The 23,891-nt window shown below is 72.7% G+C and carries 10 protein-coding genes; 7 read left to right on the forward strand and 3 right to left on the reverse strand.

Annotated elements, in window-relative coordinates; translation table 11 throughout:
* Position 1: 1 nt before the first annotated feature.
* The gene (locus ACQP0P_RS12990; protein WP_433375422.1) at positions 2–6,244 is read right to left on the reverse strand and encodes an amino acid adenylation domain-containing protein; all 6,243 of its coding nucleotides are present in this window, start codon (positions 6,242–6,244) and stop codon (positions 2–4) included.
* Between the two features lie 366 nt (positions 6,245–6,610).
* Between ACQP0P_RS12990 and ACQP0P_RS12995 the strand changes: the two genes are divergently transcribed.
* Genes ACQP0P_RS12995 through ACQP0P_RS13025 form a run of 7 tightly spaced genes read left to right on the forward strand, consistent with a single transcriptional unit; the run spans position 6,611 to position 18,344 of the window.
* Positions 6,611–8,077 carry a class I adenylate-forming enzyme family protein gene (locus tag ACQP0P_RS12995; protein WP_433375425.1) on the forward strand — a complete coding sequence of 489 codons (1,467 nt, stop codon included), beginning with the start codon at positions 6,611–6,613 and terminating at the stop codon, positions 8,075–8,077.
* Entirely contained in the window at positions 8,077–9,342 is a 1,266-nt protein-coding gene (locus ACQP0P_RS13000) for a condensation domain-containing protein (RefSeq protein ID WP_433375428.1), read from the forward strand. Before ACQP0P_RS12995 ends, ACQP0P_RS13000 begins: the two co-directional genes overlap by 1 nt.
* Entirely contained in the window at positions 9,321–9,551 is a 231-nt protein-coding gene (locus tag ACQP0P_RS13005) for a phosphopantetheine-binding protein (RefSeq protein WP_433375431.1), read from the forward strand. Before ACQP0P_RS13000 ends, ACQP0P_RS13005 begins: the two co-directional genes overlap by 22 nt.
* Complete coding sequence (locus ACQP0P_RS13010; protein ID WP_433375434.1) at positions 9,544–10,467, forward strand: thiamine pyrophosphate-dependent dehydrogenase E1 component subunit alpha; 924 nt, start codon at positions 9,544–9,546, stop codon at positions 10,465–10,467. The genes ACQP0P_RS13005 and ACQP0P_RS13010 overlap by 8 nt, the downstream gene beginning before the upstream one ends.
* Positions 10,458–11,441: an alpha-ketoacid dehydrogenase subunit beta gene (locus tag ACQP0P_RS13015; RefSeq protein ID WP_433375437.1), complete on the forward strand. Its 984-nt coding sequence runs from the start codon at positions 10,458–10,460 to the stop codon at positions 11,439–11,441. The genes ACQP0P_RS13010 and ACQP0P_RS13015 overlap by 10 nt, the downstream gene beginning before the upstream one ends.
* On the forward strand, positions 11,434–12,648 hold the full coding sequence (locus ACQP0P_RS13020) for a 2-oxo acid dehydrogenase subunit E2 (protein ID WP_433375440.1): 1,215 nt from the start codon (positions 11,434–11,436) through the stop codon (positions 12,646–12,648). Before ACQP0P_RS13015 ends, ACQP0P_RS13020 begins: the two co-directional genes overlap by 8 nt.
* Entirely contained in the window at positions 12,645–18,344 is a 5,700-nt protein-coding gene (locus tag ACQP0P_RS13025) for a non-ribosomal peptide synthetase/MFS transporter (RefSeq protein WP_433375444.1), read from the forward strand. The genes ACQP0P_RS13020 and ACQP0P_RS13025 overlap by 4 nt, the downstream gene beginning before the upstream one ends.
* A 128-nt stretch (positions 18,345–18,472) precedes the next feature.
* Here ACQP0P_RS13025 and ACQP0P_RS13030 read toward each other — a convergent pair whose 3' ends face one another.
* Together ACQP0P_RS13030 and ACQP0P_RS13035 are read right to left on the reverse strand one after the other, a co-directional pair.
* The gene (locus tag ACQP0P_RS13030) at positions 18,473–18,619 is read right to left on the reverse strand and encodes a bacteriocin (RefSeq protein WP_433375447.1); all 147 of its coding nucleotides are present in this window, start codon (positions 18,617–18,619) and stop codon (positions 18,473–18,475) included.
* A 116-nt stretch (positions 18,620–18,735) separates the two neighbouring features.
* Complete coding sequence (locus tag ACQP0P_RS13035; RefSeq protein WP_433375450.1) at positions 18,736–23,739, reverse strand: ATP-dependent helicase; 5,004 nt, start codon at positions 23,737–23,739, stop codon at positions 18,736–18,738.
* Between the last annotated feature and the right edge of the window lie 152 nt (positions 23,740–23,891).

The raw sequence follows: 23,891 nt of genomic DNA on the forward strand, positions 1-23,891 counted from the left end.
CTCAGCTCCCGGTCTCCATGAGGCGCGCGGCCTCCTCGTCGGACAGTTCGGACAGTTCGGCGACGAGCAGTTCCTCCACCGCCGCCGCGAGGTCGGCCACGGTGCTCCGCACGAACAGGGTGCGGATCGGCACGTCCACCTCGACGGCGGCGCGGAGCCTGGCGACGGCGCGGGTGGCCAGCAGCGAGTGGCCGCCCAGCGCGAAGAAGTCGTCGAAGGCGCCGACCTCCTCGATCCCCAGCACCTCGCCGAAGATCTCGGCCACCAGCTCCTCGGCGTCGCCACGCGGGGCGGTTCTCGTCCGGGGGCCGGCCTCGGGGGCGGGCAGCGCGGCCCGGTCGAGTTTGCCGTTCCCGGTCAGCGGCAGGGTCGTGAGGTTCACCCAGAGCGTGGGGACCATGTGGGCGGGCAGCGCCCCGGCCAGGTATCCGGCCAGTTCCTCGCCGGTGGCCGTGCCGACGACGTAGCCGACCAGGGTCTCCCGGCGCACCGCCACCGCGGCCTGGCCGACACCGGGGTGGGTCAGCAGCCATGCCTCGATCTCGCCGGGCTCGATCCGGAAGCCGCGGACCTTGACCTGGTCGTCGAGGCGGCCGAGGAACTCCAGCCGCCCGTCGGACCGCCAGCGCGCCAGGTCGCCGGTCCGGTAGATCCGTTCTCCACGTAGGACGGGGAAGCGCTCGGCGGTGAGGGCCGGCCTGGCGAGGTAGCCGGTGGCCACCCCGGCCCCGCCGACGCAGAGTTCACCGGGGGCTCCCGGCGGGACCTCCTGGCCGGTGCCGTCCAGCAGCAGGACCGAGGTGTCGGCGATCGGGACGCCGATGGGCGGCCGTCCCGAGGAGTCGTCCAGCTCGGCGGCGGTGGCGATGATCGTCGCCTCGGTCGGGCCGTAGGTGTTGACCAGCCGCACCCGGTCGCCGAAACGCTCGCGCCAGCGGGCCACGGCCGCCTCGTGTACCTGCTCGCCGCCGAGGATGACCAGACGCAGGGTCGGCGGCCAGGGGATCTCGTCGATGTCGTCGACCAGCGCGTGCCAGTAGGCCGTGGGCAGGTCGAGCACGGTGACCTGGTCGAGGTGGTCGGGCAGGGTGACGCCGCCCTCGGGCAGCAGCTCCAGCCGGGCTCCGGCGGCCAGTGCCGGGTAGATCTCCTCGGCGTGGGTGTCGAAGCTCAGCGAGGCGAACTGGACCAGCCGGTCGCCCGGACCCAGCCCGTACGCCTCGCGCATCCACGCGACGCGGGCGGCCAGGTTGCGATGCGAGACCACGACGCCCTTCGGTGTTCCGGTGGACCCGGAGGTGTAGATCACGTAGGCGGCCCCGCCGTCCGGCGCCGCCGGATCGGCGGGCCGGCCGGTCTCCGGAACGGGAGGCAGGTCGTCCACCTGGACGACCGGGGTGGTGGAGGGCAGCCGGTCGCGCAGGGCCGCCGAGGTGAGGACGAGGCGGGTGGCGCTGTCGTCCAGCATGAAGGCGAGCCGCTCGGCGGGGTGGTCCGGGTCGAGCGGCAGATAGGCCGCCCCCGCCAGCCAGACCGCGAGCAGGGCCGCGACGGCGTCGGGTGACCTGTCCAGGCAGACGCCGACCACGTCGCCCCCGGCGACGCCGTGCCCCCGCAGGAGCGCGGCCAGCTCGTCGGCGCGGGCGTCCAGCCCGGCGTAGGTGAGCGTGGCGTCCCCGCATCCGATCGCGACCGCGCCCGGCGTGTCGCGTACGGTCGCCGCGAACAGGCCGGGCACCAGGGCGGCGGTGGGCCGTACCGGGCCACGGGAGAGGCGCAGGAGCAGGGCGTCGTCGTCCCCGGTGCGCAGCGGCAGCTCCGAGACGCGGTCGCCGGACGCGCCGGGCAGCGCGGTGAGCAGCAGGCGGAACCGCGCGGCCATGGCCTCGACCGTGGCCCGGTCGAAGAGTTCGGCGTCGTAGCCGAAGGTGAGCATGAGCTCGTGCTCGTCCTGCCACGCCTCCAGCATCAGCTCCAGCTTGGCCTGCCGCATGCCGTGCTCGAACGCCGTGGCGGTCAGCCCGGCGAAGGCGTCTCGGGCCTGCCCGGAGTCCTGCGTGTGCAGGATGAGCATGGTCTGGAACAGCGGTGTGCGGGTGAGGTCGCGCTCGACCTCCAGGGCCCGCACCAGCTCCTCGAACGGCACGCCACGGTGGGAGAAGGCGTCCAGGACACCGGTCCTGGTCTCGCGGAGCAGGTCCGAGAAGGTGGGGTCGGCAGACAGGTCGCCGCGCATGACCAGGGTGTCGCTGAGATAGCCGACGACCGGTTCGAGCTCGACCCGGTCCCGGCCGGCGGTGGCCGTACCGACGAGGATGTCGCTCCGGCCGCTGTGCCGGGACAGGAGAACCTGGTAGGCGGCGAGCAGGACCATGAACATGGTGGCACCGTGCTCCCTGCCCAGCCAGGCCAGGGCGGCGGCCTCGGTCTCCGCCAGCCGGACGGTGACCACCTCACCGCGCCTGGCGGTCCCGGCGGTGCGCGGCCGGTCGACCGGCAGGTCCAGCGGGGTGGGGCCGGCGAGTCTGTCCCGCCAGTAGCCGAGCAGGCCGCCGAGGTCGCGCTCACGCTGCCAGCGGGCGATGTCGCCGAACTGGAGCGGGACCGGGGGCAGGGCGGTGTCGCCGGAGTACAGGCGTGACACCTCGTCGAAGACGAGGTTGAGCGACCAGCCGTCGCCGAGGATGTGGTGGAGCACGACGCACAGGACGTGGTCGTCCTCGGCGATCCGGATCAGTGCGACGCGCAGAGGCGGTTCGGCACCCAGCTCGAAGGGCGCGTTGGTCAGAGCCGAGACCAGCTCCAGTGCCTCGGCCTCCGCTGCGGCGCTCATCTCGTCGAGGGCCACGGGACCCGGTGGGTCGATGACCACGACCGGCGCGCCGTCCACCTCGGGGAAGCGGGTGCGCAGGCTCTCGTGGCGGGCGGCCGTGCCCGCCAGGGCGCGGGCCAGGGCGTCCCGGTCCAGTGGCCCGCGCAGTCGCCTGACCAGGCACATGTTGTACGACGCGTCGTCTCGGTCGAGCCGGTTGAGGAACCAGAGCCGCTCCTGGCCGAAGGAGAGCGGCGGGGCGGTTCCCTCGGGCCTCGGGCGCGGTCCGTCGCCCTCGCGGGCCAGGACGCCGAAGCCGGACCCCGCTCCCGAGATCTGGACGCCGGGGTCGGGCAGCAGTTCCGCCAGCCCGGCGACCGTCGGCCGGGTGAACACCTCGCGGACGGGAACCTCCGTTCCGGACAGCGCCGCCAGCCGTGAGGTGACCATGGTGGCCAGCAGCGAGTGCCCGCCCAGGGTGAAGAAGTCGTCGTGCGCCCCGACCTCCGCCGTCCCGAGCACCTCGGCGAAAACCCGGGCGACCATCCGCTCGGCGGGGGTGCGGGGGGCGGTCGCGTCCCGGGCGGGCGTCCCGTCCACCTCGGGAAGCGCGTTGCGGTCGACCTTCCCGTTGGGGGTCAGCGGCAACGCCTCCACCTCGACGAACACGCTGGGCACCATGTAGCCGGGCAGCTCGCGTGCGGCGTGCTCCCCGAGACCGTCGAGCGTTCCGTGGCGGTCCGGGTGGCCGTCCGGTCCTGGCCGCGCGGGCGGTGGCGCGGCGGGTACCGCGAAGGCCACCAGCCGGTCCCCGCGCACCGCGACGACCGCCTGCCGCACACCGGGGTGGGTGTCGAGCACCGCCTCGATCTCGCCGAGCTCGATGCGGTGACCCCGTAGCTTGACCTGGTTGTCGGTACGGCCGAGGAACTCCAGGGTGCCGTCGTTGCGGAGGCGGACGCGATCTCCCGTCCGGTAGTGCCGCGAGCCGCCGGGGCCGGGGACGAAGCGCTCCGCGGTCAGGGCCGGGCGGCCCAGATAGCCGGTGGCCACCCCCGCGCCGCCGATGAGCAGCTCTCCGGCCACCCCGATCGGGCACGGTCCGCCGGCGGGGTCGGTGACGTGGACGACGGTGTTGGCGATCGGGCGGCCGATGACGATCTCGCCGGGGTTCTCCGGGACGTCCCAGGCCGTGGACCAGACGGTGGTCTCGGTCGGGCCGTAGACGTTGACGAGCCGGTCGAGGTGCGGGCGGAGCTCGCGGGCGAGCCGGGGCGCGAGCGGCTCACCGCCGGTCAGGCCCACCACGCGCGGCAGGTCCCCGGTGAGCAGGACCCGCCAGCCCGAGGGGGTGGCCTGTACGTGGGTCACGCCCTCGTCCCTGATCAGGCGCGCGAGCCGCGCGCCGTCACGGGCCGTCTCCGCGTCGGCGACGACCACCCGGCCACCGGTCACCAGCGGCAGGTAGAGCTCCAGGGCGGAGATGTCGAACGACAGCGAGGTCAGCGCCAGCCACACGTCCCGGGGTGCGGAGCGCAGCAGCTCGCGCATCGCCAGCAGGAAGTTGGTCAGCGCCCGGTGGGGCACCACCACTCCCTTCGGCCGCCCGGTGGACCCGGAGGTGTAGAGCACGTACGCGGTGTCGCCGGGGCGTGGCCGCTTGGTCACGGCAGGGGTCACGGCGGGGGCCGCGGTCGCCGGGGGAAGGTCGTCGAGGCCGGTCAGGACCAGCGCCGCCGCGGAGTCCTCGATCACGTACGCGACGCGGGCCTCGGGGTAGTCGGGGTCGACGGGAAGGTAGGCCGCGCCGCTCATCGCCACGCCCAGCAGGGCGACGAGCATGTCGGCGCCGCGCTCCATCCGGACCGCGACCAGCGAGCCGCGCCCGATCCCCGCCGCGCCCAGCCGCCCGGCGAGCTCCGCCGCCCGCCCGGCCAGTTCCGCGTACGTGAGTTCCTCCGCTCCGGATCCGCCCGCCGGCGCGGTGCCGGCGGGCGCGGCCCGTACCGCGATCACGCCCGGGGTCGCCGCGGCCTGTTCGAGCAGCAGGTCGACCAGGGTGATCTCGGGCGGTTCGGTCCCGGTGTCGTTCCACTCCTCCAGCAGGGCGAGCTCGGCGTCCGGCAGCATCCGCAGTGAGCTCACCGGCGAGCCGGGGTCGGTCACCACGGTCGCGAGCAGTTCCTGGAAGCGGGCGACCAGCCGTTCCACGCTCTCGCGGTCGAACAGCTCGGTGCTGTAGATGACGGTGCCGTACAGGTGGCCGTCGTCGCCGGGGGAGAGGTCCATGGACAGGTCGAGCCGGGCACGGGACCAGCCGCTGGGGAAGGGCGTGGCGGCGAGGCCGGGCAGGGGTTCGGCCCACTCGCCGTGGGTGTGGAAGGCGAACATGGTCTGGAACAGCGGCGTGCGGCTGAGATCACGTTCCATGTCGAGGTCCGCCACCAGGCGCTCGAAGTGGACCTCCTGCCGCGAGAGCCCGTCCAGCACCATCCTGCGGGTGCGCCTGAGCAGGTCGTCGAAGGTGGGGTCGCCGGACAGGTCGCAGCGGAGGGCCAGCGTGGTCGAGAGGAAACCGATCATGGTCTCCAGTTCGGTGCTGCCGCGACCGGCCGAGGGGGTGCCCACGCAGAAGTCGCGCTGGCCGGTGTGCCGGTGGAGCAGGACCTGGTAGGCCGCCAGCAGCACCATGAACGGCGTGCATCGGGCACGCCGGGCGAGGGCGCCGATCGAGGCGGCCACGCCGGCCTCGATCCGGAAGCCGACCTCGGCGCCCTCGCCGGTCCGCCGGGCGGGGCGCGGCCGGTCGGTCGGGAGCTCCAGGACGGGCACCCCGGCGAGCCGCTCGGTCCACCAGCGGAGCTCGGAGTCCGCGGGGCTCAGGTCGCGCGCGTACTCGCCGTACTGCAGGGGAAGCTCGGGCAGCGCCGCGCCGCCCCGGCTGCCGTAGTGGACGGCGACCTCGGAGCGGAGCACGTTCAGCGACCAGCCGTCGCCGTTGATGTGGTGCAGGACGACGCAGAGCACGTGCTCCTCGGGGCCGAGTTCGATCAGCGAGACCCGGAACGGCGGCGCCGCGGACAGGTCGAAGGCCGTGTTGGTGAGCGCGGCGACCAGGGCGGTGGCCTCCCGCGCGTCCCGGGCCGCCAGCCGCTCGACCGGTACCGGCGAGGGCGGGTCGACGATCGCCAGGGGCTTCCCGTCCACTTCGCGGAACCTGGTCCGCAGGCTCTCGTGCCGGGTGGCCGCGGCGGTGAACGCGGCCTCCAGAGCGGCCCTGTCAAGGCGACCTTTCAACCTGTAAACATAGGATGTGTTGTAGGTCGAGTCGCCCGGGTCGAGCCGGTGCAGAAACCAGAGCCGCTGCTGGCCGGGTGACAGGGGGTACTCCGTCGCCGGCCGGTCGGTTGGAACGGTCTCTGACTGGAACACGCAGGGCTCCTTTTTCGGCCGCGGGTCCGGTAACTCGCACAATCGCGCTGGAAATTGGTACGCAAAAGGCCCACTCCGCGCATATTTGCCCAGTTGGACGGGCCTCAGGAAAGGTCGCTTTCTGGAAAGAAACCTTTCAGTTAGTTCCGGGTGGTCAGTGTTACACCTTCACTCCAAGGGCGCAAGGCCCACTCTCGCGAAGGTTTCGTCCTCTCGGTGAACCTCCGCCAAAGGCCTTGCAAGGCTGTGGCGATCATGTAAGACTGGCGCTCGATTTTGAATAGTAAAGATTCTTTCCTGTAGTGTCCTCAATGGCCACATGCCTTGATCGCATATACATCCGATCTTTAGTGGGAGGTTCACCCGGTGAACCTGACCGTCCCCCAACTGCTCGGAGACCGGGCACTCGCCGACCCCGACGGGGTCGCGCTGATCGTGCACGGCTCTGCTCGGCTCACCTACCAGCAGTGGCACGAGCGGTCCCTCACGCTCGCGAACGGCCTGCTCGCGCGCGGTGTCACCTCGGGTGACCGGGTGGGCCTGGTGTTCGGGGCCGCCGACTGGGCGGACTACGCCGTGGCGTTCTGCGGGGTTCTGGCGGCCGGAGCGGTGGCCGTACCGCTCTCCGACCGCCTCGCCCCCGATGACCTGCGTCTCATGCTGACCAACTGCCGTGCGACCGGGATCGTCCACGCGGCCGGCCGCACCGCCGACCTCGCCGTGCCCGAGGTCGGCTGGAGCGCGACCGTCGACCGCCTGAGCGCCGAAACGTCCTATGAGAAGGCCGACCTCGCGGCACCGGAGCCGGGAGATCTCGCCCAGATCCTCTACACCTCCGGCACCACGGGCCGCCCCAAGGGAGTCTCGGCCACCCATGCCAACCTGACCTTTGGCTGCGGTTCCAGACGCCGCCCGTTCGCGCACTCCCGGCATCTCGTCCACGCCTTCCCGATCGGCACCAACGCCGGGCAGACGATGCTGATCAACGCGCTCGACGCCCAGCCGACCGTCGTGACGCTGCCGCGCTTCACCCCCGGCCGCTTCGCGTCGCTGATCGAGTCCTACCGGGCGGGGACGGTCTTCCTGGTCCCCGCGATGGCCATCGAGCTGATCAACGCGGGAGTGGCCGAGCGGCACGACCTGTCCAGCGTGCTGCTGCTCGGCTCGGCCGCCGCACCGCTGCCCTCGGCCGTCGCCCAGACGCTGACCACGGCCTTCCCCAGCGCGACGATCGCCAACTACTACACCTCGACCGAGGCGGCCCCGGCTCAGACGATCATGATGTTCGACCCGGAGCGGCCGGGAAGCGTCGGCCGCGCCATCGCCGGGGGACGGGTCAGGATCGCCACCGCGACGGGCGAGCCGCTGGCGCGGGGGGAGACCGGGGAGGTCTGGATGCGATCCCCCGCGGTACCGCGCGCCTACTACGGCGACCCCGGCAGCGAGACCTTCCGCGATGGCTGGGTGCGGATGGGCGACCTCGGCTACCTCGACGCCGACGGTTACCTCTACCTCGTCGACCGGGAGAGCGACGTGGTGAAGTCCGGGGCCTTCAAGGTCTCCACGATCCACGTCGAGGAGGCCGTCTACCGGCACCCGGCGGTGATCGAGGCGGCCGCGTTCGGGGTTCCCCACCCGGTGCTCGGAACCGTCGTCACCGTCGCCCTGGCCACCTCGGAGCCCCTCACGCCGGAGGAACTGAGGATCTTCCTCAAGGGCCGGTTGGCCCCGCACGAGCTGCCCGCGCACGTCGTCACCGTCGGCGCCCTGCCGCGCAACGACGGCGGCAAGGTCGACAAGAAGGCACTGCGCCGGACGATGGGGAGCGTGTGATGTCCGGGTCCGAGGTCACGTTCACCCAGCAGGGGATGTGGGTGACCGAGCAGGCCGCGGGCGGTGGCACCGCCTACCACATGCCGTTGGTCGTTCACCTCCGCGGCGACCTGGACACCGGCGCGCTGCTGGCGGCCTGCGCCGCGGTGGTCGACCGGCACCCGGCGCTGGGCGGCGTGGTGACGGAGGTGGGCGACGAGCTGCGGCTCGTGCCCGGCGCCGAGGTTCCGGTACGCCGGGCGGCGGCCTTCCTCGCCGATCTCCCGGCCGGCGCCCCGGACTTCCCGGACCACGGGCCGGGCGTGCGGGAGGAGATCCTTCGCGCCTTCGACCTGGAGAAGGGGCCGCTGGCCCGCTTCACCCTGTTCGAGACCGGCCCCGGGCGGCACCTGCTGCTCTTCGTCGCCCATCACCTGATCTTCGACGGGCAGTCCAAGGACATCCTGGTGCGCGACCTGGCCGCCTTCTACAACGGCGAGCCGCCGCCCCCGCTGCCCGGGATCGACCACGGCAGGGCCGAGCGCGACCGGGTGGCCGCCGTGCTTCCCGCCGCGCGCGAGTTCTGGAAGCCCCGCTGGCGAGATCCGGGCGAGACCGTCGTGCTCGGCCGGGTGCTGAGGTCCCGGCGGGCGGGCGAGGGACGGGTGCTCCGGTTCACCCTCGACCCACAGGTCCCCTCGGTTCCCGGCCTGACCCGGTTCGAGGTGCTGCTGGCCGCGCTGCACACGCGGCTCCTCGGCTACGGCAACGCCTCGGTGACCACCGCCGTCGACCTGTCCACCCGGCCCGAACAGGCCACCGGCCACATCGGCCTGTTCGTCAACGAGCTTCCGGTCGCCTCCACCCCGTCCGGACGGGAGACCTTCCGCGAGTTCGCCACCGCGCTCCGCGCCGAGCTGCGCGAGGTCTACCGGTTCCGTCAGGTGCCGCTCTCCCGGGCGCTGCCCCGCATCCGGCCGCACGCCGCGCTGGTGCCCGTCTCCGTCAGCTACCGCACCCGCCGCGTCGCCGACCCGGTCTTCGCCGGCCTCGACGCGTCCGTGGAGTGGACGGTCTTCAACCACGGGGTACGCGGCGCGCTGCACCTGCAGTGCGTGGACGGCCCCGGCGGACTGGAGATCAGCCTGCGCCACGACCCCGAGACGGTGCCCGACGCCGCCGGGGTGGCCGAGGACCTGCGTCTCCTGCTGGAACGCGCCACCGAAGACCCAGACCTGCCACTGCACGAACTTCTGGAGAACGAATGGGTTCCGTCACCACGCTGACCGACCAGGTGCGCGAGATCTGGGAGGAGGTCCTGGGCATCTCGCCGATCGAGGACGACGACGACATCTTCGACCTGGGCGGTCATTCGCTGACCATCACCCAGATCATCGCCCGGATGCGCAAGCGCCTGGACATCGAGGTCTCCCTGGACGACTTCTTCGACAACCCGACGATCGCCGGGATCGCGAGCTCCCTCGGCGATGACTGAGACCCTCGACGGGCTCCGTCTCTCCCGCCTTGCCGACGAGGACCTGGAGCTCCTGCTGCTGGTCAGGCACTTCGAGCTCAAACTCCTGGAGCTGTACGGCAGGGGCGAGCTCAACGGCACCACCCACACCTGCCTCGGCCAGGAGTACGTCCCGGTCGCGCTCCGCCCCCTGCTCGGCCCGGCCGACCACGTCTTCAGCAACCACCGGGGCCACGGCCACTACCTGGCCAGGTTCCGCGACCCGCACGGCCTGCTCGCCGAGATCATGGGCAGGCAGGGTGCGGTCTGCGGAGGCGTCGGTGGCAGCCAGCACATCCACCGCGACCGCTACCTGTCCACCGGGGTGCAGGGCGAGAGCATGCCGGTCGCCGCCGGTGCCGCGCTCCATCTCAAGCGCGCCGAGCCAGGGGCCCTGGCCTGCGTCCACATCGGCGACGGCACCTGGGGCGAGGGAGCGGTCTACGAGGCATTGAACCTCGCCGCGCTCTGGCGGCTCCCGCTGCTCGTCGTGGTGGAGAACAACGGCATCGCCCAGTCCACCCCGACCGCGTCGCAGATGGCGGGCACGGTGGCCGGTCGGGCGGCGGCCTTCGGCATCCCGCACCTGCTGGTCGTCTCCACGGACGTCAACGAGATCCGCCTCGCGCTGGAGGAGGAGGTGGCGCGGGTGCGCGAGGCGGGGCCGCTGGTGGTCGAGTTCGTCACCCACCGCCTCGGGCCGCACAGCAAGGGCGACGACGTGCGCCCGGCCGACGCCGTACGGGCCGCCAGGGACAACGACTGGTACGGCCGCTACGCCCACCACCATCCCGGGCAGTTCCACCGGATCGACGACGCGGTCAGGGCCGAGGTCCGGGCCGTCGCCGACGAGGTCGCGGCGCGTCCGCTCTCCCGCTGGGAGGCACCGTGCGCGTAGCGGAGAACCTCAACGCGGCACTGCACGGGCTGCTGGACGACGACCCCACCGCCTACGTCCTCGGCGAGGACATCCTCGATCCGTACGGAGGCGCCTTCAAGGTCACCAAGGGCCTGTCCAGCCGCTTTCCCGGACGCGTGATCGGCACTCCGATCAGCGAGGGCGCGCTGACCGGCGTCGCGGCGGGTCTGGCGCTGACCGGCAACACGGCCGTGGCCGAGATCATGTTCGGCGACTTCGTGTCGCTCGCCTTCGACCAGCTCTGCAACTTCGCCGCCAAGTCGGTGTCGATGTACGGCGAGCGGCTGCCGCTGCGGATGGTGGTGCGCTGCCCGACCGGCGGCGGCCGGGGCTACGGCCCCACGCACAGCCAGAGCCTGCAGAAGCACTTCGTCGGCATGCCGGGGCTGTCGCTGTACGAGATGTCCCCCTTCCACGACAACCGCGAGGTGTTCGCGGCGATGCTGGAACGGGGCGAGCCGTGCGTGTTCTTCGAGGACAAGATCCTCTATACCCGGCCGATGGGCCGGGTGGATCCGCTGTTCCTCCTCCGCCGCGACGGGGACCTGGCCGTGGTGGACATCCGCGACTCCACGGGGCGCCCCGACTGTGTTGTCATCGCCCCCGGCGGGATGGCCCACCGGGTGCTGGCCGCGATGCGCTCCCTGCTGGTGGAAGCGGAGATCTCCACCCGGCTGCTGGTGCCCTCCCGCCTCTATCCGCTGGACGCCGACGCGCTCCTGCCGCACCTCGCAGACGTCGTCGTGGTCGCGGAGGAGAGCACCGCCGGGGGCACCTGGGGCAGCGAGGTGGCCCACCTGCTGCACGCCCGCGTCTGGGAGCGCCTGCGCGGTCCCGTCCGCCTCGTCCACTCGCGGGCCGCCGTGATCCCCACCGCCGCGCACCTGGAGAACGAGGTCCTGGCCGGGGAGTCCACGATTCACCGTGCCGTACTGGAGGCCCTGCGTGGCTGACATCCGCGTCCCCAAGCTCAACAACAACGACACCGAGTACCTGATCGTCGAGTGGCTCGTCGAGGACGGCCGTTCCGTCGTCGCGGGGGAGGCGGTCGCCGTGCTGGAGACCTCCAAGGCCGCCGACGAGCTGGAGGCGGGGGTGTCCGGCCACCTGCACCACGCCGCCGCCCTCAACACCTGGATCGCTCCCGGCGCGCTCCTCGCCCGCGTCACCGCCGAGGCCACCCCGCCGCCCGCCTCCCCCGTCCTGGAAAGTCCCGCCCCGGCTCCGTCCGGCTCCGTTCTTTCCGGTTCCGAGCCGGTGGCAGGCGAGGGCATGGCGGGACAGGGGAACGCGCCGGCTCTCCAGCCGGTCGTCACCGATCCCGCCCGCGCCGCCATGGAGGAGTCCGGGGTCTCCGACTCCGATGTCGCGTCCCTGGGCCTGGCCGTCATCCGCCGGGCCGATGTGGAGGCCCTGGTCGCCCGCCGTACCGGGGAGGCGACCGCCACCGTGCGGGCAGACGCGCCGGAATCCGGAACGGACCCGGAGAAAGCCGACGGGCGACAGGCGGGCACCCACCGCCTGTCGCGGGTGCAGCGCGCCGTCGCGCGCGCCGTCACCACCTCGCACGCCGCGATCCCCGCCGCGTACACGGTCGTGCGGTTCGAGGTGGGTCCGCTGCTGGCGCGGACCGGGGAGCTGAGCAGACAGGTCCGCAGGCCGGTCGGCCTGGCGGAGCTGTTCGTACAGGCCGTGGCGGCGCTGCACCCCGCCTTTCCGCTCTTCTTCGCCTCGATCGACGGGGACGAGGCACGGCTGGCCGACGCCCCGCGCGTCGGCGTCACGTTCGACCTGGGCGAGGGCCTGTACGTGCCGGTCGTCCGCGACACCGGGTCGCTCAGGAAGATCGCCGAGGCGCTCATGCGTTACCGGCTCGCCGCGGCCGAGGGAGACTTCCGCGAGAAGGACCTCACCGGCGCCAACATCGCCGTCACCCTGCACACCGACGCCGACGTCGTCCTCGCGATCCCGCTCATCTTCCCCGGCACCGTCTGCGCCCTCGCGATCACCTCGCCGCAGTCCGAGCCGGTACTCGCCGAGGACGGCACGGTGACCGTGCGAACCGTCGCCAACATCGGCCTCGCCTATGACCATCGACTGATCAACGGCCGGGACGCCGCGCTCTTCCTCGCGGCCCTCAGAACGGAGCTGCGGGCTTGAGCGAGACAACGCTGTCAGACGCGAAGAAGGCACTGCTCGCGAGAAGGCTCCGGAATCGGGAGGAGTCGCGGGCCGTCGTCGCCCGAGCTCAGGGAACCGCCCCGCCCCTGTCCCACGCGCAGGAGCGCCTGTGGTTCCTGGAGCAGTACCGCCCCGGCACCACCACCTACACGGTCCCCGTCGCGGTGCGCCTGTGCGGGGAGCTGGACGCCGACGCGCTGCGCCGGGCGCTGGACGAGATCGTCGCGCGCCACGAGGCCCTGCGGATGCGGTTCCTCACCACCGAGGACGGCACCCCCGAGCTCGTCGTCGACGAGCCGGGACCCGCCGAGCTGCGCGTCACCGAGGCGGCCGACGTGGCCGCCGCGATCGAGCTGCTCGACGCCGATCTCGCCGTCCCGTTCGACCTGGAGCGTGGCCCGCTCTTCCGCGCGGTGCTGGTCCGGGTGGCGCCCGACGACCACGTGCTCCTGCTCGCCGCCCACCACACGGTCATCGACGGCTGGTCAAGCGACCTGCTCATCCGCGAGCTGCTCGCCCTGCACGACGGCGAGACCCCGCCGCCCGCGCCGGTCGGCTACGGCGACTACGCCCTCTGGCAGCGGGGCCGGGACCACCGCCGCGAGCTCGGTCACTGGCGCGACCGGCTCGCCGGGCTGCCCGCCCTCGAACTGCCCACCGACCGGCCGCGCCCCGCCGAGCAGCGTCACGAGGGAGCCGCGCTCGACGTCCGGGTGGACGCCGACCTCACCCGGCGGCTGGCCGAGCTGGGCGCCGCGTCCGGCGCCACGCCGTACATGACGTTGCTGGCCGCCTTCCAGGTGCTGCTGGCCCGCTACTCGGGGCAGGCGGACTTCGCCGTCGGCTCCCCGGTCGCCGGACGCGGGCTGCCCGAGCTGGACGGTGTCGTCGGCATGTTCGTCAACACCCTGGTCCTCCGCGCCGACCTGGCGGACGATCCGCCGTTCACCACCTTCCTGGCCCGTACCCGGGAGAGCGCGCTGGACGCCTTCGCGCACCAGGAGCTCCCGTTCGACCAGCTGGTCAGCGAGCTGAACGTGGTCCGCGACGTCAGCCGCTCGCCGCTCGCGCAGGTCACGTTCGCGCTGCAGAACTTCAAGGCGGGCCAGGAGGACGGGCGCGTCTCCTACCTCACCCTCCCGGCCAGGACGACCCGGTTCGACCTCGGCCTCTACCTGTTCGAGAGCCCGGACGGGCTGGTCGGTCACCTCTCCTACAGCACCGCACTGTTCGACCCCGAGACCGTGGAGCTGCTGGCGGCGCGGTTCGAGACGCTACTGCGCTCGATCGTGGCGGACCCCGGTGCGCGGGTGGGCGAGCTCTCGCTGCTCAGTGATGACGAGCGGGACCGGGTCCTGGGCTTCGGGGCCGGACCCGCGCTCCGGCCGTCCGGTCATGACCTGCTCCACGACCTCCTCACCGCGCAGGCCGCGCTGACCCCCGGCGCGACAGCGGTGGTCCACGCCTGCTCGCCGGCCTCGGGCACGGCGTCCGCGGCGTCTGTGACGTCCGGGGTTCGCGGCGGCTCGCTGACCTACGCCGAGCTCGACGGGCGTTCCACTCGGATCGCCGCCCTGCTGAGGAACCGCCACGGCGTGGGGCCGGACAGCAGGGTCGGTGTCCTTCTCGAACAGTCCACGGACCTCGCGGCGGCGGTCATCGGCGTGCTGAAGGCCGGTGGCGCGTACCTGCCCCTCGACCCCAAGCAGCCCCGCGACCGCCTGGCGTACATGCTCGCCGACGCCGGGGTCGTCGCCGTCCTCACCGCCTCCGCCCTGTGCGACCTGGTCCCCGATCTCCCCGAGGCGCCGGTGATCCGCCTGGACTCCGAGGCGCTGGACGAGACCGGGTTCGAACCTCCCGGGGTCTCGCCGGACCACCTGGCGTACGTGATCTACACCTCGGGGACCACCGGGCGGCCGAAGGGCGTCGGGGTGCAGCACCGGCAGGTGCTCAACTACCTCACCGGGGTCAGGGAGCGCTTCGAGGTCGAGCCCGCCTCGGTCCACACGCTGCTGCAGTCGCTCTCGTTCGACTTCGGGGTGACGATCCTCTACCTGTCGATCATGACCGGCGGTGAGCTGCACCTGGCCGACCCGCAGGCCCCGGCCGAGGAGCTCGCCGGGCAGCTGAGCCGCACCGACTACCTGAAGATGACCCCCTCCCACCTCGCCTCGCTGCTCGCCGCGGTGGACGACCCCGCCGAACTGCTCCCGCGCAGGCTCCTCATCCTCGGTGGTGAGGCCTCCGGGTGGAACTGGGCCCGCGAGCTGGCCGCGCACACCACGGTGGTCAACCACTACGGCCCCACCGAGGCCACGGTCGGCATCTCCACCCACGCCGTCACCGGCGAGGAGGAGCGGGCGCTGAACCTGCCGATCGGCAGACCACTGCCCGGCGCCCGGGTCTACGTGCTGGACGAGCACCTGCGGCCGGTTCCGCCGGGTATGACCGGCGAGATCTACCTCGGCGGTGACCGGCTCGCCCGCGGATACCTCGGCCGCCCCGGGCTGACGGCCGACAGGTTCCTGCCCGACCCGTACGGCGAATCCGGTGCCCGGATGTACCGGACGGGTGATCTGGGCCGCTGGCTGCCCTCGGGTGACCTGTGCTTCCTCGGCCGCCGCGACCTGCAGGTCAAGGTCAGGGGCTACCGGGTGGAGCTGCCGGAGATCGAGTCGGTACTCGCCGGCCAGCCGGGGATCGCCCACGCCGTCGTCGAACTGCGCGCGGACCGGCTGGTCGGGTACGTCGTCGCGGAGACCGCCGGCGACCGGAGCAGCGTCAGCGAGCTGCGGGCGAGGCTCGGCGAGCGGCTTCCCGAGTACATGATCCCCGGTCGGTTCGTCTGGTTGGACGAGCTGCCGCTGAAGTCGCACGGCAAGGTAGACCGGGCGAGGCTGCCGGAACCCGACGAGGCACGGCCTGACCAGGAGGCCGGGTTCGTCCCGCCGGGAACGCCGCTCGAAGAGGCGATCGCAGCGGTATGGGCGAAGGTGCTGGGACTCGTCCAGGTCGGTGTGCTGGACGACTTCTTCGACCTGGGCGGGCACTCGCTGCTCGCCGCGCAGGTGGTCGCCCGCCTCAGAAAGGCCATCCCGGAGGGCGGGCGCCAGGTCACCATCCTGGACCTGTTCAAGAACCGGACGGTCCGTGAGCTCGCCCGGCTCGTCGAGACGGCCGACGACGGCCCGCGCATGCTCCTGCACCGGCTCACCCCGGCCCGCGCGGCCACCTCGACCCTGGTCTGCGTGCCGTACGGCGGCGGCAGCGCGGCCATCTACCAGCCGCTGGCCGACGCGCTGCCGGCGAACTGGGCACTGCACGCGGTCGCCGTCCCCGGCCAGGAGATGGGGCTGATCGAGGAGACCCGGCCGGTGGAGGAGGTCGCGCGGGGCTGCGTGGCGGAGATCCTCCGGGACGTCCGGGGACCGCTCGCGCTGTACGGGCACTGCGGACTCGGTGTCATGCTGACCGTGGAGATCGCCCGCCACCTGGAGGCGGCGGGCCGCCAGGTCGAGGCGATCTACCTCGGCGGCATCTTCCCCTTCGCGCGCCCCGACTCGCTGCTGGCCCGGCTGTCGAACCTGACCGACCGCCTCCGCAGCGACCAGGTCTGGGCCAACGCCCTGCAGGCCGCCGGTCTCGACGTGGAGGACCTGGAGCGCGACCAGCTCAAACTGATGATCGACAACCGCCGCAAGGGCACCAGGGAGGCGGAGCGCTACTTCACCCGCCTCTTCGCCGACGGCGTCGAACCGCTCAGGGCGCCGATCATCTCCGTGGCGGGCGACCGCGATCCGGCCACCGAGTTCTACCAGGAGCGCTATCGCGAGTGGCACCTGCTGACCGGCTCCACGGCCGTGGTCGTCCTCGACGAGGCCGGGCACTTTTTCCTGAAATATCGGGCGGAGGAGCTCGCGGCCATCGTCACCGGCACCCACCGGGCCATCGCCTCCGGCGACACGGCGAAGCTGGGCCGCACCGACAGGTCCACCTGGTGGCTCGACGGCGTCTCCATCCAGGACGCCTCTGCTCGGGGCGTCTCCGTTCAGGACACATCGGCCCGGGCCGCCTTCGCCGACCCGGCCCTCACCCGAGCCGTCACGCCTCCGGGCGGGCCGGTAAAGGACGCGGGGGCCGGAACCGGTCAGGACCCCGGTGAGCAGACCGTACCCGCCGGAGCCGTCGTCCAGGCCGGGCGGCCCCCGGACGTGCCCGCTCCCGCCGGTTTCGGCACGGACGGCGCGCCACCGGCGACCGGGCACTCCGGAGCGGCGGTCTCCTCGGCGAGTCCCGGCCCCCAGCCGAGCATGAGGCGGTTCGCCACCGTGGCCGCGGGACAACTCGTCTCGATCGTCGGGTCGTCGCTGACCGAGTTCGCCGTACCGCTGTGGATCTACATCACCACCGGCTCGCTCGCCAGGTTCGCCCTGTTCTCGGTCCTCGCACTGGTCCCGGGCATGCTGGTCTCCCCCCTCGCCGGTGCCCTCGTCGACCGTTATGACCGGCGCCGGGTCATGCTCGCCGGAGACGTCGGCGCGTTCGGCACCCAGCTGGCACTCGGCGTCCTGCTGTGGACCGGCAACCTTCAGGTCTGGCACATCTACCCGCTCCTGGTACTGCTCTCCGTGGCGCTGACCTTCCAGCGCCTCGCGTACAACTCGGCGGTACCGCAACTGGTCCCCAAGCGCTTCCTCGGCCACGCCAACGGGGTGGTCCAGATGGTCACCGGCACCGCGCAACTGGTCGTCCCGCTGCTCGCGGTCGGCCTGATGGCGGTGATCGGCCTGGAGGGCATCCTCGTCCTGGACGTCGTCTCCTACGTCTTCGCGATCGGGGTGCTGCTCTTCGTCCGCTTCCCGAGGACCATGGCGTGGAAGCGCAGGGAGTCGCTGGTCGCCGAGATGGTCGAGGGCTGGAGGTTCTCCTGGGGTAACCGGGGCTTCCGCGGCATGCTGTTCTTCTTCGCGGTGCTCAACGTCTTCCTGTCCCCGCTCTTCCTGCTCATCTCGCCGCTGGTCCTTGGCTTCGCCACGCTGGAGGACGTCGGCCGGATCTCCTTCGCCGGCGGCCTCGGGGTCTTCCTCGGCGGCCTGACCATGACCGTCTGGGGAGGACCGAGGCGGCGGCGGCTGCGCGGCGTCATGCTCTCCACCCTCGTGCTGAGCCTCTTCTGCCTGGTCACCGGTTTGCGGCAGGACCTGCCCCTGATCGCGGTGGGCGCCTTCGGGATGTCGTTCTGGCTGACCATGCTCAACGGCGTCTACGCCACGATCATCCAGGTCAAGGTGCCGCAGCGGTTCCACGGCCGGGTCATCGCGCTCAACACGCTCATCGCCTGGTCCACCCTGCCGATCGGGTTCGGCCTGGTCGCGCCGTACGGCAGCGCCCTGTTCGAGCCGCTGCTCACGCCGGGAGGGCCGCTCGCCGGCACGGTCGGCCTTGTGCTCGGTACCGGCGAGGGCCGCGGCGTCGGCCTGATGTACGTGCTGTTCGCAGTCGCCATCGCGGTCACGGCGCTGGTCGCGATGCGGACCCGCACGCTGTCCAGGTTCGACCTGGACGTGCCCGACGCGCTCCCGGACGACCTGGTCGGCTTCCAGAGCATCCAGAGGCGTCACATGCGGCAGGAAAGCCGGCCGGTCGCGGAGGCGGCCTCCCGCCGAAGATGACCCACGCGCACGGTGATCATCGTGGGGGAACGCCGACGGGGCGCGGCCACCGGCCGCGCCCCGTCCCCCTGCGTTATATGGCTACCCGCGTCCGTTCAACGCGATGGCCTGGCTGACGCCTGGTCGGATCAGTAACCCGGGCCGCCGGGAGCGAAGTCCTCCCAGTGGTAGCACGCCCAGTAGTAGCCACCGTTGACCTGCGCGAGCTGGTCCTCGTCCAGTTCGCGGCCGAGCGCGGACAGAGCGGAGAGCTCCGACTTGCCGTTGGTCGCCATTTGTTCCCCCTTCGATTGACTTGCATGACCAGCATCGCGACGGCGCTTGGAAACCTTTTGAGAATTACTGGCGATCGGCTTGAGCATCGTCGACCGGCTGGAAGGCGTGCGGCACTTCAGGCTCGCAGGCGCAGCCCCCTTGGGGTCGGGTGGAAGCCCGCGGACTCCAGGGCGGCGGCCAGGGGGGAGTCGTTGATGGCGGTGCCGTCCGCGCGCTCGACGGTCAGCTTGCCGAGGGCGCCGTCGCGTACGGCGAGCGCGAGGGTGTCGACGGCGGGCCGGAGGCGGTCGTCTCCGGAGAAGGAGAGCAGGGTCCTACCGCCGCGCTCGACATAGAGGATCAGGTGCCCGTCGACGAGCACGACCAGGGATCCGGCCTTCCTGCCCGGCTTGTGGGACACCTCGCCAGGATGGGCGGGCCACGGCAGGGCCGCCCCGTACGGGTTGGCCGGGTCGGTCGCCGCCAGCACCACCGCTCGCCGGCCGCCCTCCCCCGCGCCCTCGGGCTTCCGGGAGCTCCACGGGTCGGGTACCGGTGCCGCGCTCGGCGGTGCGGTGAGTGAGACGGACATGGCGCGCATCCGGTCGACGGCACCGGGAAGGGCGAACTGGGCGCCGCCCAGCCCCTCCACGAAGTAGCCCCTGCGGCACCGGCCGCTCTCCTCGAAGGCGCGAAGCACCTGGTAGACGGCGGCGAACCCGCCCGGCAGCCGCTCGGCGGTCACCGCGCCCCTGGTCACCACGCCGTACCGCTCCAGCAGCGCCTCGGCCTGGGCGTGGGCGCGCTGGGTGGCGTCCTCGGCGGGGGCGGGCAGCGTCCACCAGCGCCCGCCCACCGTGGGCGGGCCGCTCCGGCTCGGCAGCACCGCCCGCCGACGCCGGGTCGGAGCAGGGCGATGCGCGGGGCGCCCCGTCCCGAGTGTGGCCCGCAGCGGCGCCAGCGTGTCGCCGGTGATCCGGCCCGACCACACCAGGTCCCACACGGCGGCCGACAGGGCACGGTCGTCCGGGACCGAACCGGCCAGCAGAACGCCGGCCCGACTCGCCAGCTCGCGGAAGAAGAGCGCGCCCCCACCGCCCAGCACCTCCAGCACCGCCCCGTGCACCGGGGTCAGCGTGATGTCGGCGGGATCGGGCATCAGCAGCGGCGCGGTGTCGGCGAAGTAGAGCGACACCCAGCCGTCGCCACCCGGCAGAGACCCCTGCCCTGCCCAGATCACCTCGCCGGAGGCCGTCAGCTCGTCCAGCAGCGACGGGTCGTATCCGGGCACCCGCGAGGGCAGGATCAGCGTCTCCAGCGCCGAAGCGGGCACCGCCGAGCCCTGCAACTGCTCGATCGCGCTCACCAGCGCGTCGATCGGCGGCCTGCCCCGCCGCGGGGAGTCGGTGATGCCGTGCCAGGCGGGGGCGAAGACGGCCAGAGTCTCCGCGGAGACCGGTTCCACCTCCTTGCGGAGCCTGGCCAGGGACCTGCGGCGCAGCATCCGCAGCACCCCGGCGTCACACCACTCCTCGCCTCGGCCACCCGGCCTGAACTCCCCGCTCACCACCCGCCCGGAGGCCGCCAGGCGGCGCAACGCGTCGGTGACGACCGCGGTGCCGAGGCCGAACCTGGCCGCGGCCGTGCTCGGGGGGAAGGGGGTGCGCGTGCGGGCGTGCCTGGCGAGCAGGTCGCCCAGCGGATCGTCCACCGGTTCCAGGAACGCGTGCGGCACTCCCACCGGCAGCGGCACGCCGAGCGCGTCGCGCAGCCGGGCGGCGTCCTCGATCGCCGCCCACCGCTCCTGCCCGGCCACCCGAACCCTGATCGCCCGCCGGGAACCCTCCAGCATGGCCAGCCACGCCGGGTCACCCTCGCGCACGCTCACGTCCTCGGCCACCAGGGGGCCGTGGGAGCGGAGCAGGTCGGCCAGGTCCTCGGCGTCGCGCAGCGGCCGGTCCAGCCGGGCCAGCTCCCGCTCGGTGTCGGCGATCACATCGGGGTCGAGCAGCTCGCGCAGGTCGGCCTGGCCCAGCAACTCGGCCAGCAGGCTCGTGTCGAGCGCGAGCGCCTGGGCGCGGCGCTCGGCCAGCGGAGCATCCCCCTCGTACATGAACGCGCCGATGTAGTTGAACAGCAGCGACGCGGCGAACGGCGACGCCTTCCCGGTCTCCACCTCCACCAGCCGGACCCGCCGCGCCTCGATGTCGCGCATCAGCCGGACCAGCCCCGGAACGTCGAACACGTCCTGAAGACACTCGCGCATCGTCTCCAGCACCACGGGGAACGACGCGTAGCGGCCGGCCACGTTCAGCAGGTGCGACGCGCGCTGCCGCTGCTGCCAGAGCGGCGACCGCCTGCCCGGCACGCGGCGCGGCAGCAGCAGGGACCGCCCCGCGCACTCGCGGAACCGCGCCGCGAACAGCGCAGAGCCGCCGAGTTCCTCGGTGACGATCCGCTCGATCTCATCCGGGTCGAAGGCGGCGACGTCGGACGGAGGTTCCGCGAGAGTGTCGGGGATGCGCAGCACGATCCCGTCGTCGGAGTGCACGGCCTGCACGTCGACGCCGTAACGCTCCCGCAGCCGCCGCCCGATCGCCAGCGCCCACGGCGCGTGTACCCGTGCTCCGTACGGGGAGTGCAGCACCACCCGCCAGTCGCCCAACTCGTCGTGGAACCGCTCGACCAGCAACGTCCGGTCGTCCGGCACATAACCGGTCGCCTGCCGCTGCTCGGCCAGGTAGGCGAGCAGGTTGGCCGCGGCGAACCCGTCCAGCCCCGCCGCCCTGATCCTCTCCAACGCCCCGTCCCGTGCCGTGTTTCCGGCCTCGGCGTTTCCCGTCCCCGAGCTTCCCGCTCCTGCCTTCGCCCTTCCCGTCTCCGGGTTTCCCGTTCCTGAGCCCGGTGTTTCCGGGTGCCCTGTCCCGGTGCTTCTCGTCCCTGCGTTCCCCGCCCCCGCGTCCCTTGGCCGCGCGCTCTCCGTACCACCGTCTCCCGCCTCGGCGTCCGCGCCCGCCGAGGACATCTGGCGGAGGAACGCGCCGATGGCCTTCCCCAGCTCCGCCGGGCGCCCCGCGGTGTCGCCGTACCAGAACGGGAGCTTCCCCGGTTGTCCGGGCGCGGGAGTGACCAGCACCCGGTCAGCCGTGATCTCCTCGATCCGCCAGGAGGTCGCGCCCAGCACGAACACGTCACCGGTCCGCGACTCGTAGACCATCTCCTCGTCCAGCTCGCCCACCCGGGAGGACTTCTCCCCGACCAGGAACACGCCGAACAACCCCCGGTCGGGGATCGTGCCGCCGTTGGTGACCGCCAGCCGCTGGGCTCCGGGACGGCCCCGCAGGGTGCCGGCCCCCCGATCCCAGACGATGCGCGGTCGCAGCTCGGCGAACTCCTCGCTCGGGTAGCGCCCGGCGAGCATGTCGAGGGTCGCCTCCAGCGCGCTTCTGGGCAGCGTCCGGTAGGGGGCGGCTCGCCGTACGACCTCCTCCAGCTCGTCGACGGTCCACTCGTCCAGCGCGGTCATCGCCACGATCTGCTGGGCGAGGACGTCGAGAGGATTGCGCGGATAGCGCAGTTCCTCGATCTCCCCACTTCTCATCCGTTCGGCCACCACGGCCGTCTGGACCAGGTCACCCCGGTACTTGGGAAAGATCACACCACGTGAGACGGCTCCCACCTGGTGCCCGGCCCTGCCGATCCGCTGCAGGCCGCTCGCCACGCTCGGCGGTGCCCCCACGCAGGCCACCAGGTCCACCGCACCCATGTCGATGCCGAGTTCCAGGCTGGAGGTCGCGACCACGGCGGGCAGTCGCCCGGACTTGAGCGCCTCCTCGATCTGGGAACGCTCCTCCTTCGACACCGACCCGTGGTGGGCCCGCACGATCTCCGGGACGACCCCCTTGGCCGAACCGGCCTGCGCCATCATGGCCGCCGGGGTGGAGAGGGAGGCGGGGAGCTCGGGGAAGCTCTCGGCCCAGTGCGCGGGATCCGCCTCCGTGCCCCCCTCGGACCGCTCCGCCTCGGCGGCCCGCCGCTCCCACGCCAGCTCGTTGAGGCGGGTGCAGAGCCGTTCGGCCAGCCGCCGTGAGTTGGCGAACACGATCGTGGAACTGTGCCCCCCGATCAGGTCGAACAGCCGCTCCTCCACATGCGGCCAGATCGACCGCTTGGCCGGGCTCTCGGTCAGCCACCGGTCGTCGTCGGAGGCGGAGGAGGCGGGCGGCGTGTCGAGCTCTGTCATGTCCTCGATCGGGACGACCACCTCGACCTCGATCTCCTTACCCGCGGGCGGCTGGACCACGGTCGCCGGACGGGGCCCGCCCAGGAAGGCGGCAACCTCGCTCACCGGCCGTACGGTCGCGGACAGGCCGACGCGCTGCGCGGGCCGGGGCAGGAGGGCGTCGAGCCGCTCCAGGCTGAGTGCCAGGTGCGCGCCGCGCTTGGTGGCGGCCACCGCGTGCACCTCGTCGACGATGACCGTCTCCACACCGCGCAGTGCCTCGCGGGCCTGGCTGGTGAGCAGCAGGAACAGCGACTCGGGGGTGGTGATCAGAATGTCGGACGGCCTGGTCGCGAACCGGCGCCGCTCCCCGGCTGAGGTGTCGCCCGAGCGGATCGCCACCGAGATCTCCGGCACCGGGAGGCCGAGCCTGCTCGCGGTCTGTCTCAGCCCGGCCAGCGGTGCCCGGAGGTTGCGCTCGATGTCGACGGCCAGCGCCTTGAGCGGCGACACGTAAAGGACCCGGCACAGCCTCGGCGGCTCCTCGTCCCGTCGGGAACGGTTCCGCCTCCTCCCGGCGCCCGTGCCGCCCGTCATGTCCGGGGCGGTGGCGCCCGCCGGGGCGTCCATGGTCGTGGTGGCGTCTCCGGAGCTTCCGGGGAACCCGGCGTCCTCGCCGGACGGGGGAGACCCGGTGGCCGAGTGCCCGGCCGCCAGCCGGTCGAGCGACCACAGAAAAGCGGCCAGCGTCTTGCCGGAGCCCGTGGGGGCGACCACCAGGGTGTTGTCACCCCGGGCGATCGCCGCCCACGCCCCCTCCTGTGCCGCGGTCGGCGCGGCGAAGGCCCCGGTGAACCAGTCCCTGGTCATCCGGGTGAAGTGCCCCAGCGCCCCGTCCGCGCCCGCCGTCTCGTTCATCGCGCCCCCTGCCTCCCGGCTCGGCCGACCAACCGGGCCACCGCCCATACTGCACGGCGCCACCGACAGAACCCGCCACCGCCTGCCGGGGGCCGGGGAGGACCCGGTGGCCGGCTCCTCACCTGCGGACACGTGATCCACCGGTGCCACCG

The organism is Streptosporangium sp. CA-115845 (assembly GCF_050943795.1).
Classification (GTDB): domain Bacteria; phylum Actinomycetota; class Actinomycetes; order Streptosporangiales; family Streptosporangiaceae; genus Streptosporangium.